General features: G+C 51.4%; 19 protein-coding genes and 2 pseudogenes. 2 read left to right on the top strand and 19 right to left on the bottom strand.

Annotated features, from left to right (window positions below; genetic code table 11):
- Positions 1-51 precede the first annotated feature (51 nt).
- From EDD77_RS13640 to EDD77_RS13590, 10 genes are all read right to left on the bottom strand, one after another.
- Positions 52-468 carry a DUF523 domain-containing protein gene (locus EDD77_RS13640; RefSeq protein WP_016222237.1) on the bottom strand — a complete coding sequence of 139 codons (417 nt, stop codon included), beginning with the start codon at positions 466-468 and terminating at the stop codon, positions 52-54.
- 49 nt (positions 469-517) lie between these two features.
- Complete coding sequence (locus EDD77_RS13635) at positions 518-895, bottom strand: TnpV protein (RefSeq protein WP_058966396.1); 378 nt, start codon at positions 893-895, stop codon at positions 518-520.
- A complete protein-coding gene (locus EDD77_RS13630) occupies positions 855-1,217 on the bottom strand; it encodes a helix-turn-helix domain-containing protein (RefSeq protein ID WP_317246136.1) in 363 nt (120 codons plus the stop codon). The genes EDD77_RS13635 and EDD77_RS13630 overlap by 41 nt, the downstream gene beginning before the upstream one ends.
- A gap of 191 nt (positions 1,218-1,408) precedes the next feature.
- Entirely contained in the window at positions 1,409-3,019 is a 1,611-nt protein-coding gene (locus EDD77_RS13625; protein ID WP_005921270.1) for a recombinase family protein, read from the bottom strand.
- A gap of 111 nt (positions 3,020-3,130) precedes the next feature.
- Positions 3,131-3,319 (bottom strand): transposon-encoded TnpW family protein, encoded by a 189-nt coding sequence (locus EDD77_RS13620; RefSeq protein ID WP_058966394.1) that lies wholly within the window; start codon positions 3,317-3,319, stop codon positions 3,131-3,133.
- Positions 3,316-4,173, bottom strand: a complete 858-nt coding sequence (locus EDD77_RS13615) for an ATP-binding protein (protein WP_058966392.1) — start codon at positions 4,171-4,173, stop codon at positions 3,316-3,318. Before EDD77_RS13615 ends, EDD77_RS13620 begins: the two co-directional genes overlap by 4 nt.
- On the bottom strand, positions 4,170-4,919 hold the full coding sequence (locus tag EDD77_RS13610; RefSeq protein WP_005921277.1) for a phage replisome organizer N-terminal domain-containing protein: 750 nt from the start codon (positions 4,917-4,919) through the stop codon (positions 4,170-4,172). Before EDD77_RS13610 ends, EDD77_RS13615 begins: the two co-directional genes overlap by 4 nt.
- Positions 4,909-5,121, bottom strand: coding sequence for a hypothetical protein (locus EDD77_RS13605; RefSeq protein ID WP_058966390.1), 213 nt, complete (start codon positions 5,119-5,121; stop codon positions 4,909-4,911). Before EDD77_RS13605 ends, EDD77_RS13610 begins: the two co-directional genes overlap by 11 nt.
- Before the next feature lie 184 nt (positions 5,122-5,305).
- A complete protein-coding gene (locus tag EDD77_RS13595; RefSeq protein WP_058966389.1) occupies positions 5,306-6,928 on the bottom strand; it encodes a relaxase/mobilization nuclease domain-containing protein in 1,623 nt (540 codons plus the stop codon).
- Positions 6,900-7,298 carry a plasmid mobilization protein gene (locus tag EDD77_RS13590; RefSeq protein ID WP_058966387.1) on the bottom strand — a complete coding sequence of 133 codons (399 nt, stop codon included), beginning with the start codon at positions 7,296-7,298 and terminating at the stop codon, positions 6,900-6,902. The genes EDD77_RS13595 and EDD77_RS13590 overlap by 29 nt, the downstream gene beginning before the upstream one ends.
- A 77-nt stretch (positions 7,299-7,375) precedes the next feature.
- Between EDD77_RS13590 and EDD77_RS18125 the strand changes: the two genes are divergently transcribed.
- Positions 7,376-7,894 carry a hypothetical protein gene (locus tag EDD77_RS18125; protein ID WP_172733325.1) on the top strand — a complete coding sequence of 173 codons (519 nt, stop codon included), beginning with the start codon at positions 7,376-7,378 and terminating at the stop codon, positions 7,892-7,894.
- A gap of 51 nt (positions 7,895-7,945) precedes the next feature.
- On the opposite strand, the gene EDD77_RS13585 is transcribed toward EDD77_RS18125, so the two are convergent.
- The 9 genes and pseudogenes from EDD77_RS13585 to EDD77_RS13540 all read right to left on the bottom strand — a co-directional run bounded on the left by EDD77_RS13585 (position 7,946) and on the right by EDD77_RS13540 (position 15,071).
- Positions 7,946-8,266 carry a hypothetical protein gene (locus EDD77_RS13585; protein WP_044960761.1) on the bottom strand — a complete coding sequence of 107 codons (321 nt, stop codon included), beginning with the start codon at positions 8,264-8,266 and terminating at the stop codon, positions 7,946-7,948.
- Positions 8,267-8,511: 245 nt separating this feature from the next.
- Positions 8,512-9,099 (bottom strand): DUF2812 domain-containing protein, encoded by a 588-nt coding sequence (locus tag EDD77_RS13575; protein ID WP_005927795.1) that lies wholly within the window; start codon positions 9,097-9,099, stop codon positions 8,512-8,514.
- On the bottom strand, positions 9,096-9,419 hold the full coding sequence (locus EDD77_RS13570; RefSeq protein ID WP_005927798.1) for a PadR family transcriptional regulator: 324 nt from the start codon (positions 9,417-9,419) through the stop codon (positions 9,096-9,098). The genes EDD77_RS13575 and EDD77_RS13570 overlap by 4 nt, the downstream gene beginning before the upstream one ends.
- A 192-nt stretch (positions 9,420-9,611) precedes the next feature.
- Positions 9,612-9,740, bottom strand: a pseudogene (locus EDD77_RS13565) (Maff2 family mobile element protein); the annotation flags it as partial.
- A 96-nt stretch (positions 9,741-9,836) separates the two neighbouring features.
- On the bottom strand, positions 9,837-11,672 hold the full coding sequence (locus EDD77_RS13560; protein ID WP_058966385.1) for a VirD4-like conjugal transfer protein, CD1115 family: 1,836 nt from the start codon (positions 11,670-11,672) through the stop codon (positions 9,837-9,839).
- Positions 11,659-12,165: a PcfB family protein gene (locus EDD77_RS13555; protein ID WP_058966383.1), complete on the bottom strand. Its 507-nt coding sequence runs from the start codon at positions 12,163-12,165 to the stop codon at positions 11,659-11,661. The genes EDD77_RS13560 and EDD77_RS13555 overlap by 14 nt, the downstream gene beginning before the upstream one ends.
- A gap of 27 nt (positions 12,166-12,192) precedes the next feature.
- Positions 12,193-12,906 carry an antirestriction protein ArdA gene (locus EDD77_RS13550; RefSeq protein ID WP_058966381.1) on the bottom strand — a complete coding sequence of 238 codons (714 nt, stop codon included), beginning with the start codon at positions 12,904-12,906 and terminating at the stop codon, positions 12,193-12,195.
- Positions 12,906-13,247, bottom strand: coding sequence for a DUF7768 domain-containing protein (locus EDD77_RS13545; protein WP_050618702.1), 342 nt, complete (start codon positions 13,245-13,247; stop codon positions 12,906-12,908). The genes EDD77_RS13550 and EDD77_RS13545 overlap by 1 nt, the downstream gene beginning before the upstream one ends.
- A 291-nt stretch (positions 13,248-13,538) precedes the next feature.
- Positions 13,539-15,071, bottom strand: a complete 1,533-nt coding sequence (locus EDD77_RS13540) for a ParB/RepB/Spo0J family partition protein (RefSeq protein WP_058966379.1) — start codon at positions 15,069-15,071, stop codon at positions 13,539-13,541.
- Between the two features lie 224 nt (positions 15,072-15,295).
- Between EDD77_RS13540 and EDD77_RS18560 the strand changes: the two are divergent.
- A pseudogene (locus tag EDD77_RS18560) lies at positions 15,296-15,424 on the top strand (IS200/IS605 family transposase); the annotation flags it as partial.
- Positions 15,425-15,657: the final 233 nt, after the last annotated feature.

Raw genomic sequence — 15,657 nt, 5'->3', positions numbered from 1 at the left:
CAGCAGCGGTTTGTGCTGTGGTTATTCAATTAAAAATTCAAAGCGACAAACTTAAACTTCTTCAACATCAATAACATTATATCCTCTTTGCTTTAATGCCTTCGCAAAAAATCCCATTCCAGAAATTAGTTTTCCAGTAAAGCTACCATCGTATATTTGATTTACACCACAAGTAGGACTTCTGGATTGTAATATAACCAAATCAATATCTTCATTTTGAATTTTTGATAATGCCATTGACACTGCTTTATTATATTCAGAATTAACATCATTTCCATTTTCATCTACTACAATCCCATTCACAATTTCTGCACAAGGTCTAGGAATTTTCATGCCAGCTAATACTTCTGGGCAAATAGAAATAACTTCTTTATCCTTTAAGAAATTGATAACTGCTAAATTTTTATTGTTTTTTCCGTTATATTTACAGTTTGTTCCCATAATACAGGCACTAACTAATACCTTCATATTTATCACCCCAAATCAAATTCATTTACATAATCATTCTACCACACCGTTATGAATAAATCATCTCATGCAAAACAATTTCTTCTGCCCGGTTGTGAATGTTATTGCAACGCTGCACCCATTCCATTTGAGAAGTACGCTTCAATTCCTCGGTCACGCCCTCGGCAGCTTTCATCTGCTCTATGATGGTGTCTAACCGTTCCTGTGCCTGTTCGTTCAGGTCTGCAAGATATGTCCATAACTCTCCGGTCAAGGTCAATGTGTTCAATCTGGCTGGGTGGATTTCTCTTAAATATTCCCGGTGCAGCCGTCCATACTTCCCAATGGGGCGGTGTTCCTTCGGCAGTTTCAAATCCGGGATGTAGTAATCTCCGACAAGGATATAATCAATTCCGTTTTCTGTTATTCTTGGTTTCAATTCGCTCATGTTCCTTACCTCCTGTGGAAGCAGGCTCGTCTGGTACTAACTCAATCACATCGGTAATCTCACAATTCAGCGTTTCGCAGATACGGGCTAATGTATCCATGCTGATGTGCTTTCCCTCTTTGCTCATGTTGGCAATCATATTCGTTGTCATACCGGCGGCAAGCCGTAAATCTTCTTTTCTCATATCACGCTCTAACAGTGTATGCCAGAGTGGTTTATAGCTAATGTGCATATTGTTTTCCTGCCTTTCTATCCATACTACCGGGGCGGCTGCCCCGGCAGGAACTTTTCTCTTATTATAGCACCAATCTTGTGTAATCACAATTTATTCTTGTAGCCTGCCGCTGATACCGTCTGGATTGTGCTTTTCCTTTCTTTTTGTTCCCTTTAATTAGCCATGAACTGCTTCATACCCTGGCTTTTTATTGATGTGTGATAAAGAAGCAATAGAAGTGTAAAAAATTTTTCCGTTCCTATCCGGCACTTACGCATTGTGTCGGATAGGTCGGGCGGTTATTCGGGCAAGTCCACCTTGCCAACAAAAGAATAATAAATCTCAATGTCCTGTCTGCGGGTCTTGTTCTCGTCATAGCTGCACTCATGCACAACAATTTTCTCTACAAACTCCCGCAGCAGAGTAGGGGTAAGTTCTTCAAAGCTGGTATGCCGCCGGACAACATTCATAAACTTTTCTGCGTTCACGGTGGCTTCCTGTGCTTTGGAAAGCTCCGCTTGGATAGCGGCGGCTCTTTCTTTCAGTTCCCGTTGCTCTGCTTCATAGTCTGCCGACAGCTCTGTGAAACGCTCGTCTGATATGCGCCCGGTCACGCTGTCCTCATACAGCCGCTTGAAGATAGCGGATAACTCGGCTATGCGTTTCTCGGCGGCTTCCAGTTCCTTTTTCTTGGCGGCGTTCCTGCGCTTGCCCCCGTCCTCGTTCTGCTCAATCAAGAGCTTCATAAACCGGGCTTCATGCTTTGCCGCATAGCTTGTCACTTTCCGCAGATTGGAGAGTACACCAGCGGTCAAGAGGTCGGTGCGGATAAAGTGCGCCGTACAGTCATGGGTGCGTTTCTTGTAGTTGCCGCAGATATAACAGTCCTGCTTGCGCTTGTCTGTCTGGTATCGCTGCTGATACATGACGCTGCCGCAGTCCGCACAGAACAGTATGCCGGAGAACAAGCCCACTTCATCATAGCGGTTGGGGCGTTTGCGCTGCTTGCGAAGCTCCTGCACCCGTTCCCATGTTTGCGTGTCTATGATAGGCTCGTGGTGGTTCTCGAAAATCACTTGCTTTTCCGGGGAATTTTCTACACTGTGCTTGACTTTGTAAGAAAGTTTTTCTGTCTTGAAGTTTACCAGACAGCCCGTGTATTCCCGGTTTTCAAGGATATGCACAACGGTATTGGTCGCCCACTTGCACTCATAGCCGGGGTGGTAGCGGCGGGTGCTGCCCGTCCTGCGGTATTCCAGCGTTCCCGGCGTGGGGATTTGCTGCTCTGTGAGCATACGGGCTATCTTGGTCGGACCATTCCCGGCAAGGCAGAAATTATATATCTGCTTGACTACGGGTGCAGCTTCCTCGTCAATGATGAAATTTTCGTCCTCGTCCATGAGGTAGCCATACACAGGCTTGCTTGTGATAGGCTTGCCACTCATGCCTTTTGAGCGTTTCACTGCTTTGATTTTCTTGCTCGTATCTCTCACCAGCCATTCGTTAAAGATATTCCGCAGCGGGGCAAAATCATTGTCGCCCTGTGCGCTGTCCACTCCGTCATTGATAGCGATGAAGCGGACGCCTTTCTGTGGGAAAATCATTTCCGTGTACATTCCCACTTGCAGGTAGTTTCGCCCTAACCTCGACATATCCTTTACGATAACTGTCCCGACTTTTCCGGCTTCAATGTCCGCAAGCATGGCTTGAAAACCGGGTCTTTGAAAGTTCGCACCAGAATAACCGTCGTCCGTGTACCAGCGCAGATTGGAAAAGCCGTTCTGCTTTGCATAGGTTTCAAGGATACGCTTCTGGTTGGAAATGGAATTGCTCTCGCCTTGCAGCTCGTCCTCATGGGAAAGTCTTGGGTAGAGGGCGGTAATTGGTTGTTGGTTGGTCTGTCTTAACATAAAATCCTCCGTTTCCGACAGCCAGCCCCACTATTCCGTACCTTGATTGTACCACATGGGGCGGCTGTCTGTATAGCGGCAAAAGCGTCAAATCTGCTTCTTTATGGTCGGTCAAATCGCCGTTTTTTGTGTAGCAGCTTCCGCTTCCAGCACTTTCATCATCTTGTCGGCTGCGGTGTCGGTTGCACCCTGCTTGAAGAAGCCGGAAACGGTAAGGACGGAGTTGCCCATGCGGATTTCTGTCACACAGTCCGGGCGGCGTTCTGTTTTGGTGGTGCTTGTCTGTTTGGTTTCTGTCATAGGCTCTCCTTTCGCTGCTTCATCAGTTGCTTTAATCGTTCCAGCTTTTCCTGTGCGGTTTCCTTTCGGAAGTTGCTGCCCGTGAAGCGGACGGGGGCGCACATGGAAGTCAGCCTGTCATAGATACGGGCGTGGGGCGTGTCCTGTGGGTGCTGCAATTCCTCCAGCGTGAGGTTGGTCGTGGCGATCAGCGGCTTGCCGCTTCGGTAACGGCTGTCAATCACGCTGTAAACCTGTTCCAGCCCGTATTCTGTCCCTCGCTCCATACCGAAATCATCAAGTATCAGCAGGGGGTAGCTGCAAAGGCGGGAAATATACTCATTCCTGCCCTCAAAGCTGGCGGCAAGGTCACCCAGTATCGTTGCAAAGTTTGTCATGCAGACGGCAACCTCTTTTTCCATAAGGGCGTTGGCGATACAGGCGGCAAGGTAGCTTTTTCCTGTCCCCACGCTGCCCCAGAACAGGTAGCCGATATTTTCAGCCTGCATGGTTTCCCAGCTCTCCACATAAAAACGGGCGGTTGCGGTCTGCGGGTTTCTGCCGTTGTCATGCTCAAATGTCCAGTTCCGCATAGCAGGGTCGGTAAAGCCCCGGCGTTTCAAGTCCTCCACTGTTTCAAGGTGCTTCTGTCGGCTTTCAGCGGCTTCCCGTTTTTCACGGGCTGCCCGCTGGCAGTCGCACTCTGACGGGTGTCGGTCATGCCCTAACCATTGGGCGGTTTCTTTTGAAAAATAGGCTTCTTTGGGCGTATGGCACTTGCCGCAGTATAAAAGCCCGTCCTCGCCTGTGTAGTCCTCCGCTTCGGCGGTAGTGGCTGTAATGTCCGTAATCATAGCTTCAATCCCGTTTCTCATAAGCTCTCGCCCTCCTTGCATGAATAATCGGGTATGCCCTGTTTCGGGGCAGCCTTGCCTTTGGCAGCGTCCTCCTGCGCCCACTTGTAAATGGTGGCTGCATGGCTGTGGTACTGCTTCCCGGTGGAAGCGATATGGCAGGAAAGCCGGTCAATATAATACTCCCACTTGTCGGGCAGCTCTGTTTTCAGCCCGGAAAGCTCTGTATCGGTCAGTATCACATTGTTGTATCTGCCATAAGCGGCGGGGGTGGGGTGTCCCGTTTCTCCCTCTCTCTCTTTTTCTATCTCTATCTCTTTCTCTAACTCTATCTCTATCTCTGGTGGACGAATGTCGGACAAATGTCCGCCTTTTGTCCGGGGCGGTAAAAGTGCTTTGTTTTCCAGCCTTGCAGCCCGTTTTCGCTCGGCTTCGGTAGAGGACTGTCCTATCATCAGCTCAATGTCGGTCATATAGAAAGCCCCGCTGTCAAGCTGCTCCACAAGCCCCAACTGCCGGAAAATCTCTAAAGCCCTCTCAACCGTCCCTATCTGGTGGCGGGTCAGTGTCGCTATCATCTGCGCTGTGTAGGGGATATGCTCGTCAAGCTGCAACTTCCCGCCGTTTTTCAGCGATTTTAAGTACAGCTTCAAGAGGATATTGGAATATAAAATCCCGTCTTTCATATCTTCCAGCAGCACAATGGAGTCGCTGTCAAAAAAGTTCTCTTTCAGCTTGAGGTAGTAATACTTGCGGTTATCTGCCATTGTCCCTGTCCTCCTTTTTCCGGCGTTTGGAGTAGTAGTGGGGGCAGAGTATGATAACCGCCCGGAAGCTCTGCTTGCAGCTATGGGTACAGCCCCGGCAGAGGTCGTTGTATGTGATACGGTCGCAGGTGGTATTCCCGACTTTTACTTGCCGCAGGAAAAAAGACCATTCCAGCCGCCGTTTCTTGCTCATTCTTGGCATGGGTGCGCTCCTTTCTGCCGTTTCCGCTGGTGTGGCGGTATCGGCGGTAATTCTGTATCATCTCGGTATCATTTTCGGGGTTTTTCTGCCCTGTAAGCCCGTTAAAAAATCCTTTGGTATTGCGGATAGGGTGCGGGGCAGCCCCCTTGTTCTGTATGGGTTCGGGTACATTTTGGGGCGGTTTTTATCGCTCCTGTTCCTGCCTTTTCACAGGCTTGCGCTCCCGGCGTAAAATCTGGTCGATATTGCCCTTGACGGTCTGTAAGCGGCGGTATTCCTCCCGTTTTGCCCGGTAATCGTTGTAGCCGCTGTTTTTCTCTTTGATAAGGCTTTCAATCTCTGCTTGCAGGGCTTTATAGCTCGGCAGCTTGGAAATGCCGTTCTCCCTGAAATAACGGGCGGCTGCGTCTGCTATGATAAAGTCGCTTTCGTGCTTCTGTCGGTAGGCTGCTTTTGCTTTGGCGTTTTTCTGCTGTTTCAGCCCGTCCCGGACAGGGCGGGTCTTGGAATAGGCAAGTACCTGCCGTTGCAGCTCCTTTTTCCCGTTCAGCGTCTTTTCCACCTGCTTCAGCTCTGTAAGGCTTTCCTGCATGGCGGTATAAGCGGCAGAACAGGCTTCGTCCAGTTCCTCCGGGGAAGAAAAGCCGTACTGCTGATAGGCGGTAACGGTAGCCGCCATTTGCTTTAGGTTGTGCTTTGCCGCCCAGCGGTCATAGCCCACGCCCTTGCCCTCGGCTCGCTTGGCTTCCCGGTCAACCATGCGCTGCAAGGTGTTGTCTGCCGGGGTGGTTTTTGTGGTTTTTTCCCCTTGTGACGGCTTTTTAACTGCGGCAGGGTATTCGGGTATGGCTTTGGTCTGTTCGGCGGCTCTGTGGGCGTTCTGCGTGAGCAGGGCAAGGACAGCAGCCTTGTCAAAATCGTCCCCCAGCTTCCGAGCTGTGATAGGCTTTGTCCTGTCCGGCGTGAGGTAGGAAAGCCGCCCCCGGCTCTCCTTGACGGTTACGCCCTCCCGCAGCAAAAGGGAAGAAAACTCGTCAAAGCTGCCAGCTTGGGAAAGTGCCTGCCGTATCGTCCGGCGCAGCTTCGCCTTGTTCGTTTCAAACTTGGTTGGCTTGGTCGGCTGTCCTGCGGTTTCTCTGGCGGCATTCTCTTTATTAAGGGCAAGCTGTCCTTTCTTTGCCGCCCAGTATTCCCGTTCGGTTATCCGTTCCTTGCTGCCGTTCAAGAGGTCGATTTGGTAAAGCCCCTCCCGGTGGCACATCTCCATGACTTCACTCTTGAAATATTCCATAGCGGCGTTGGTGCAGCGATGCTTGCAGCCCTCCCGTGTATCGGCTGGTCTGTCCATGTAGGGCAGAAGCGGGACTTCATAAATCCGCAGGGAGTTGATGACGATATGCACATGGATATTGCCGCTGTGGTTATGCCCGTCCGGGTGGGTGCAGATTAGGGCTTGGTGTCCGGGAAAATGCTCCTTGCAGAACTGCTCGCCCAGCTCCTGCGCCCGGTCTACGGTCAAGCCGTTGTCTGTCCCGTCCCGTGGGTCAAAGCTGATGATATAGTGGTGGCTTTTCACATCTTCCCGTTTTTGGTTTTTCTCATAGCGGAGATTGGCTCGCATACAGGCAACAGCGAAATCCTCGCCCTCGCAGTTGAGGGAAGAAATGCGGTAATCCTCCCTCGGTATCAGCCGCCCATTTTCATCAAGGGTGGGCTTCATGGTAAACTCGTCATGCTCAAATGTGAGGTAGGCTTCCGCTGCGCCATAGTCAGCATTTTTAGAGCTGATATGTTTGAATGTTGCCAACAGCGTCACCCACTTTCTGCAAGACTTCAAACTTTAGGGTAGCAAGATCGGAAACCGCCGCCCGTACCTCCCCGGCAAGCTGCGGGTAGGGGCTGTGCCACTCGTTCAGCGTCCGGGCTATCTGGTTTAAGTTGCCGCCGATCCTGCCGTATTCGGCGGTTAGCTTCCCGACGGCGGCAAGCAGCTCGTCGTTGACGGGGGAAACGGTTATGGTGGGGCGTATGGCTGCCCCGGTTATGGCTTGCCGGATAAACTCGGCTTGGCTCATGTGGTAAGCAGAAAGCCTTTCCGCAAACTCGGCGTATTCTTCCTCGGTCATGCGTGTCTTGACTACCCGGCTGCGGTGCGGTGTGTTGTATCGTTTTCGCATGGTAAAAACCTCCTTTCGGCTGTGCGTGGTGTCCTCTCACTAATAGGAGAAAAACAGGGTGTGAAGCGGAACTGTTTTTGAAAAATCCGAAAAAATATTTTGAGGGATTTTTCAGCGGCGCAAGCCGCATAAGCAGGGTTTGGGGAAGGCACTCCCCAACAAGATTCCCGCAGGGGCAAAATGAGCGAAAAGCGAATTTTGGTACTGCGGTAGAATCTTGCTCTGAAAAACTGCCACTTTCCTCTGCGGCTGACTTTGCGGCAATCTACAAGGGTCGGTGTGGCTGCTTTCGTCAATATAGCGATTACGGAGGCGTGTCCTGCCCACCTTTGTTCCCCTCTACGGACAGAAACGGAAAATGCCAAACGCTCATTTGGATTTTTCATCACTACTACGGCAGGCAAGCCCATTTCGGGCAAACTTCCCCGTCACTCACTACTACAAGGGAACGGGGCGTTTTGCCAAAAATGGGAGCAAAAAACGCCACGGATTTTCAAAAATCTGTGGCGTTGCTGTTTGGAGCAGTATTCAATTTTAGTCTCCCGTTCCCTCTTTTGGGTAAAAGAAAAGGACAACCGATTTTGGCTGTCCTGTGAAAATGTGTATTATGTTGTATTATGTATGATTGACAAGATTAAATTTGAAGATCATTCTTCTACAAAGTATCTGTATGCGGCGGCTTCAAGCTCTCCACATTCGTTAAGCAAGTTGCCATTTTCATCATAAAGCTTATAGGTAATTTGAGTATTACCTAACGACGCTTCTCCGTCCAATCCAAGCAACAAAGTATAGTAATTTTCTTTTAGTACCAAATTCAATAGATCATACAAATCATCTTTTGATATACCTTGTTCAGTTATTGCACTGATTTTTTTGCCGACAACTGATGAAGAATTAGGATTGAAGTATTCGGCTAAAATGGTTTTCTTTTCTTCGTAGCATAATTTAACAAATTGTTCTCCTGTCATTTTTATACTCCCCATACCGTAGTGTAAAATATATATTTATATTTCATTCTGTCGGAATTATTATAGCACATAGATGTGAAATTTTCTACTGTCTTTCCCCCATAATGGGCGGGAGCGACAGCACTTTAGTCTGTCGCTCCCTTGATTGCCACAAAAGCAGGACGGGCGGCGGCTGTCAACGGTGGCACATTTGCGCCGTTCATCTTGACCGTTGACTGGCTCGGCTGGATTTGCTATTTATTTCCTCACCATTCCTGTGTCTTGGCTTCCTTCCGGATTTTCATTATCTGTATTTGATATATACTGCCAGGAATTACAGAAACCAACGCAAAAATACCAAAGATTATAGATTGCTTTGTAACTGCGAATAGTGCAAACATGAGCAGTAGAAATAGCCACGGATTGCGTAAGTTGCGATAATATTTTTCTTTATCGTCATAAGAGGTATGGAGTTCAAAAGGCTTTCCATCATTTGCTTTTTCCACAATCAAGATTTCTCGATTAAAAGTTGTTGTGTTTGTCGCAATACGACCGCCCCTTTCTGCCCATGGGCGCCAACGAACTTTTCCAACAGAATAGTTTAGATTGATATTTTTAAAAAACACCTTATATCCCATATCCTCCAAAAAATTAGCATAATCTATTGAACTCTCTTTTGATTTTTCTCCGATAAACTCTACACAATAGGTCACTTCATCGGGCTTGCATTTTTCAAATTCGTATAACAGTTTTCCTGTCCGAACAAGTCGATAACCCTTTTCAGACATTTTGTTTAGCCATTTTTCCTGCGTATTTAGCAATCCGCCAAAAAAGCGATAACATTTTTTACTCATACTGCACCTCCAATAATTTCACTTGCAATGCTTACAAGTTCATTTAGTCTTGCAAGCTCTTTTTCTGCAATTTCTTTTCCCTGTGCTGTAATGTGGTATTCTTTTTTTCTTCCCTCACTATCTCCATAAGGTTCAATCCACTTCTTGTCCTGCAAAGAGTTTAATGCTCCATATAAAGTGCCTGCGCCTAACGAAAGCCGCCCGCCCGTTTTTTCTTCAACAAACTGCATAACGGCGTATCCGTGTTTTGGTGTATAAAGAGAGAGTAAAATATAAAAGGTCACTTCTGTAAGTGCGCCACTTTTTGCATTGTCTCTCATAGTCCAGCCTCCTTATTACGATTACTGTAATAAATATATCACTAACCGTAATATAAGTCAAGCAGATTCAAGGAAATTATTTAAGGGGCATGAAAATGGAGCAGCAACATTTTCGTGTTACTGCTCCACTTTGATACAGAATAGTAGGGTACGCTGTTCTCAATTTGTGTTGTTGCTTCTTTACCGTATATGAGCATTGGAACCGGGATTATCGCTGCCGTACCCCTCCAGGAGATTGACAACGCCCCACACGCCCAGGCCAGCGCCCAGAGCCACAACAAGGGTCTGCAAAGTATCAATAGCGGAAGAAAAGAACTGCATATAGCCTCCATTTCTCCGGGGTTTTCCCCGGCCATGAAAAAAGCCGCCCATACAGGCGGCAGGTTACGACCTCTGGACACTTTGTCCAGAAGTGCTTTATACATAGGCATCCGGATCGTCCACATCGTCGTAGTTGAGGATGTCCTCGTCCTCGCTTACGGGCCCCGTGTCCGATACGTCTACCTCGTACACCTCACAAGCCTCGTTCAACCCAGGCCGCCTGCGGCGGTTAATGAGCTTATCAAGGGCAAAGGCGTTTTTCTTTTTATCGGCCTCAGCCGTGTACTTGTAGTTCGGGTGCTGCTTCAAATCGTATTTAGACGAGAAGAACGGGGGCAGGCCCCGCAGCTGCAAAATGCACTTATCGCCCGGCATGGTAGCCAGCTCGCTGGGGGTCATCAGCTCCCGGCCCAGCCGCTGGGTGTTCTGGTTGTAGCTTTCCGACTGCCCACGGGAGCGGCCCTCGGTCTGCATGGAGATCGTGGCCTTTCCCAGCCAGTTCTCGGAAATTTCCTTGATAGTGGAGCTTTCCCGCCCGCCCAGGAAAATCACGCTGTCCATGTTTCCCAGGATCGTTTCGGCGTTGTCCTTGTATATGGCCTTGCATTGGGCGTACTGCTGGTAGAACAGGCACAGGCTTACCTCACGGGAACGGATGACGGCCACCAGCTTCTCCAGCGAGGGCACCTGGCCCGTGTTGGCCGCCTCGTCCCACAGCACCCGCACATGATGGGGCAGGCGGCCCCCGTGAACATTGTCCGCCCGTTCACACAGGAGATTGAACATCTGCGAAAAGGCCAGGGCAACAATGAAGTTATAAGTGGGGGTTGTGTCGGAAATCGTGAAGAAAACTGCCGTTTTCCGATCCCCGATGCGGTCAAGCTCCAGCTCGTCATAGCTCATGATCTCCCGGAGCTGGGGGATGTCAAAGGGGGCCAGCCGGGAGCCGCAGGAAATCAAAATGCTTTTCGCGGTCTTGCCGCTTGCCAGCTTATATTTCTTGTACTGCTTTACGGCAAAGCAATCCGGCTTGCGCTTTTCCAGGCCCTTGAACATATAGTCCACCGCGTTCATATAGGACTCGTCATCCTCTTTCACGTCCATGCCGGAAATCATATCCACCAGGGTATTGATGTTCCGATCCTCGGCGGGTGCCTCGAAAATGATATAGGCAATCAGGGCGCAGTACAAAAGCGTTTCCGCTTTCGTCCAAAATGGATCGCCCTCCTTGCCCTCGCCTTTGGTGTTGGCTATGAGGGTGTCCACGAATTTGAGGATGTCCGCCTCGTTGTGGATGTAGGACAGCGGATTATAGTGCATGGATTTTGAAAAATCTATGCTGTTGAACACTTTGACCTGATACCCCCGGCGTTGCAGGAAAGCCCCCACCTGGGAGAGTACCCCGCCTTTCGGATCGACGCACACATAAGAGCTGTGTGCCTGGAGCAGCTGGGGCGTGAGCCAGAAACGGGTTTTGCCGGAGCCGGACGAGCCGATGATACAGGCGTTGAGGTTGCGGGCGTTGGCGGGATTTTTGGGCCGGGTGTTCATAGTGAGAAACTCCGTCCTTGTCAAAATGACGTTGTTCTCAAACTTCGGATCGACAAAGGGCTTGATGTCTTTTTCGGTGCCCCAGCGGGCCGACCCGTATTCCTCATCCCGCCGAAATTTCTTTGCGTTCTTGCTTTTGAAGTAGATCAGCAGGCGAAAGCCCACCGCGCCCACAATACCGATGAGCCAGTCAAAGGGGGCCAGCCCCGGCGCAAAGTCGGCAAAGGCCGGGCCGATGCTCTGCCCCAGGCCCATGAGCTTGTGAGCAAAGTCTGCTCCAGGGGCCAGGCGGTAGGCCGTCCCCAGCTTTAGGCAGGCCCACAGAATAAACAGATACGGGATATTGGGTATCACATACTTTTTGACGCTATCTGTCCTCATGTACCGCCTCCCTTGCACGCTCTTTCTTGTGGGACGGCTGGCGGGCCAGTTCAGCGGCAGCCCGTTTGAGCTGTTCCCGGATGGGAACACGCTGGGACTTGGAACGCTTCAACACGCGCCGGGAATATTCCGAAAAGCAAGCGGTGATGGCGTCGGCCTGCCCGCTCTTAAAGAACAACAGGTATTTGTCCGGCCCGGTCTTATAAAAGGCATAGTCCACATTCCAGCGCCGGGCCACCCGGTCAAAATCCTTTGGGGACTCCACCTCGATGCTGTTCGTGGCGGCCCCGTGGCCCATGAGCTGGCGCACCGTCTGTTTTCCGTGGGGTGTCTGGCGGGCCCGGTACATTTTCTTGATCTTCCGGCCCACCGCCAGACACGCCTGGGCCAGCACCCGGCCCGTGAGCTTTGTCGCCTTGATCGAAACTGCTATGGTACGTCTGGAAACGTCCTCGTCAATCAGCCGTATCCCTCCTTTCCATGAAAAAAGCACCTCTGGACAAAACGTCCAGAAGTGCCGTTATCGTTCCTCGTGTTCCTTTGCGGCAATCTTCCGATAGCCCTCCAGGGAGGAACCGTCAATAATTTCTTTGTAGGCCGCCATCTGCTCCCGCACCGTGAGCTGCGGAAAGGCAAAGACTTTGTGCTCGGCGGGAATATCCTCGATCCCGTGATAGTGCTCGATGAATTGACCGCCGTTGTTCAGCACATAGCCGCCAGGGGCAAAGTGGCCGTCCTCTTCAAGCCGAATATCCCGCCCGTATGCCTCATAGTCAAAATAATTCAGCAGGTGCTCCGGCACGTCAATGGCCTCCATGTCCTCCACATAGATGCGGCCCAGGGTTTCATCGTCCTCGACACCAGGATAAAACTCGTAGCAATCCAGGTTTTGCGCCAGATTGATGAGATCGGCCACGCTGGACGTATGTTCACCGCTGTCAATCACGGCCTCAAATTTCTCCAGTTCGCCCTGATCCAGCTCGGAGAGCAGGCAGGCCAGATGATTGAGCTCGTCCAGGTTTTCATATTCCGTGAGATAGTCGTAGAGCCCCAGCACATCACCGTCAAAGCTGGTAATGAAAAATTCCTCATAACGTACCCCATCCACGCCAATGCGTTTCAGAAGCCCCTGCACCTCCTCGGTGGTAGTAGGAAATTTCAAGGTTTCGCCAACCAGCTCGCCCTCGTTGTATTTTCCCAGGTTGGTGATGTAGGCTTCAAACAGGGACGCCATCAGCACCGCCCCTGGCCCTTGACGGTCAGGATGCCCTCAAGGGTAGTCGCGGTGATCCCCAGGCGCTGGGCCACGGCAATATCATTTTTCATGGCCTCGGTCACGGAATGGCCGCATACCACCAGCACACGGGAGCGCCGGAGCAGATCGCGGCCCATGTCGATGCCGTTCTTGTGCTCCTCCGGCACCGCGTCATTGAGGAACAGCGGCAGATAGAGCATGGGGCAGATGGGGGAATAGCCCGCATCATAGACCACGCGGCAGTAATGCGCCGCCTGCTCCATATCCACCGCAGGATCACCGCGCCACGCAGCGGTGATATAAGCAAGGGATCGTTTCATTATCACACCTCCGATATTTATATAGGTAGTTCAACCCTATCACCCCGCCCTTTCCCATTCATGGGAAAGGGGGCGGCTCTGGAGGATATACCCCCGCCGCCTTGCCGGAAATAGCACAGCCGGGCCAGGCCGTCAAGGGCAAGCCGCCGCAAACGGCGGGCGTTCCGCCCCTTGACTGCCCGTTTCCGGCTGCGCTGCAAAATATCCGGCGACGGGGGATATATCACCACAGAGCCCATCCCCGGCGCGGGGCGTTCACCTCTGGACAAAGTGTCCAGAAGCGGGGCCCGGTTACTTCTCCAAGTCCTTTTTCCTGTCCGGCTGCGCCAGTTCGGGCGGCTGTTTCTCTTTCCACTCGTCCAGCAGCGCCATGATCTGCTCTTTCATTTTGGCAGGAGTGACCTCCTTTCCGAAATACTTAGACAGTTCAGCAGTCGAAATAATCACACCGCGATCCTCCTTTTTTTCTTCACTCAAAATGCCGTCGATCACATCGCCGTTGAGCTTGCCCTCCTTGTCCAGCTCGTGGAGCCGCTTCGCCTGGGCCACCGAGGGGGAGGACTGCTCCCCGTCAATGGAAACGGCAATCAGCCGCTGGTTTTCCGGCCTGATATACGAGATCTCCACCGCAGGCATAAAGCCCATCTGCTTTGTGTCCACCTTGTCCAGAAGCTCCGGCACCAGGGAGTTGAGCCGGATATACCGCATGACCTTTTTATAGTTCATGTCGTGTTCCTTACCCACGATCTCCACCGAGAGCTTACCCAGGGCCTCCGCCTCTTTCTCATTTTTCGGACGGGCCCCCTGGCGTTTGATAGCCTCCACCTCCAAATCCAGCAGCTTTGCCAGTTCGCTGGGGAGAGGATCGCCCCGCTGCTTGTTGCTGTTCCGCATTTCCCGGACAGCTTCAAGATCGGTCATCTCGCGGACGATACAGGGCATTTCCTCCAGCCCGGCCCGTGTACCGCCATGATGGCGGCGGTGGCCCGCGATAATCTCATAGCCCCTGCCGTCTTTTTCCGGGCGGACGGTGGCGGGGGTCATAATGCCGTGTTCCTTGATCGTCCCCACCAGATCGTCCATCGCCTTATCGTCCTGCACCTTGTAGGGGTGCTCCCGGAACGTATGGAACGGATGAAGCTCCGCCATTTTCAGATAGACGATTTTTCCCTCTTCCACCGGGCGGGGCGGCACGTCAGGCGTGGGCGGCAGATTGATCTCCGGCGGTGGGACTGCAGCCTCCTTAACGGGAGCGGCCTTGCCCGGCTTTACCGCCTGAGCGGGTTTAGACGCAGGCGCACCGCCGGAGCCCACTTCCTTGCCCTTGTCAGCTTTCTTACCTCTGGACACTTTGTCCCGAACAGCGGGCGGGGCCTCCTCACGGGCCGTCTTGTCAACCTTAGACGGGCGGCCTGTGCGGGGCTCCGCCGCTTTCTCCTTTTTCCCCGCAGACATCGCAGCCTGCTCTTTCGGGGGACGGCCCCGGCGCTTTTTCGGCTGATCTGCCTCCGGCGCTTTCTTTTCCGGGGCGGTAGTAGAAGCCTCCTTGCCGCCCTTATCAGCGGCCTGGATGTCCGAGAGGTTGATCGCCTTGCCGGACGGGGCGGGTGTATCTTCGCCCATGCCGGGAAGAACAGTCTGCTGTGTGTGCTTGTCGGCAGACAGTGGATCGGGCTTCACATGATCGGGGGCCGCTTTATCTTCACCAGAAACAGCAGGAGCATTATTTTCCTCCAGCGGTGGCAGATCACCCTGGCCGGGCGGGGATTGGTTTTCCGGGGTCTTATTTTCCTCCGGGCCCATGTTCACTTTTTCATCGGCCATTTGCTAACCTCCTTTTTGATGGAATGAAAAAAGGCCAGACCTCCCGGCCTGACCAGCAAAAATAACTCCCCCTTTCATTTTCAATTTGAAATCAGCATCACTCCTTTCCAAAACCAGGCCATAAAAAAACGTCGCTTTTCACAAAGAAACAGCGACGTTTTAGTGTAGGTTGGCTCGGTTTTTGTTGTGATTTATGATTATGCCTTTGTAAAGAAACCTAAAGACTAGGAAAGAACAAAAAGAAAATCCAAGAGTACATTAAAAATCAACTGCAACAGGACCAGATTGCCGATCAGTTGAGCCTTAAGGAGTTCGTGGACCCGTTTACGGGTAGCAAGGAAACTAAGGCGTAAATAAAAGGGCCCCTTGAGGGGCCTGCCACGAGACAGGAATGCAGTTGGCAGACCCATTCGTGGCCCCTTAAGGGGCTTTGCTAGTATTATGCCCTTCTAGGGCTTACTCAAGCCACCGGCTCAGCCGGTGGTTTTGACTGAGGAAAAGAAAGCGGTATAATAGTGTGGGGGGATAAAAATGCTGGTAAAGAACGCAGAAAATCGAGGACAGCTGGAATTTGTAAGTTTGGAAA

The organism is Allofournierella massiliensis, from assembly GCF_004345265.1.
In the GTDB taxonomy this organism is placed as follows: domain Bacteria; phylum Bacillota; class Clostridia; order Oscillospirales; family Ruminococcaceae; genus Allofournierella; species Allofournierella massiliensis.
The sequence above is the reverse complement of the archived record's forward strand: the minus strand, read 5'-3'. Positions and strand labels throughout refer to the sequence as shown.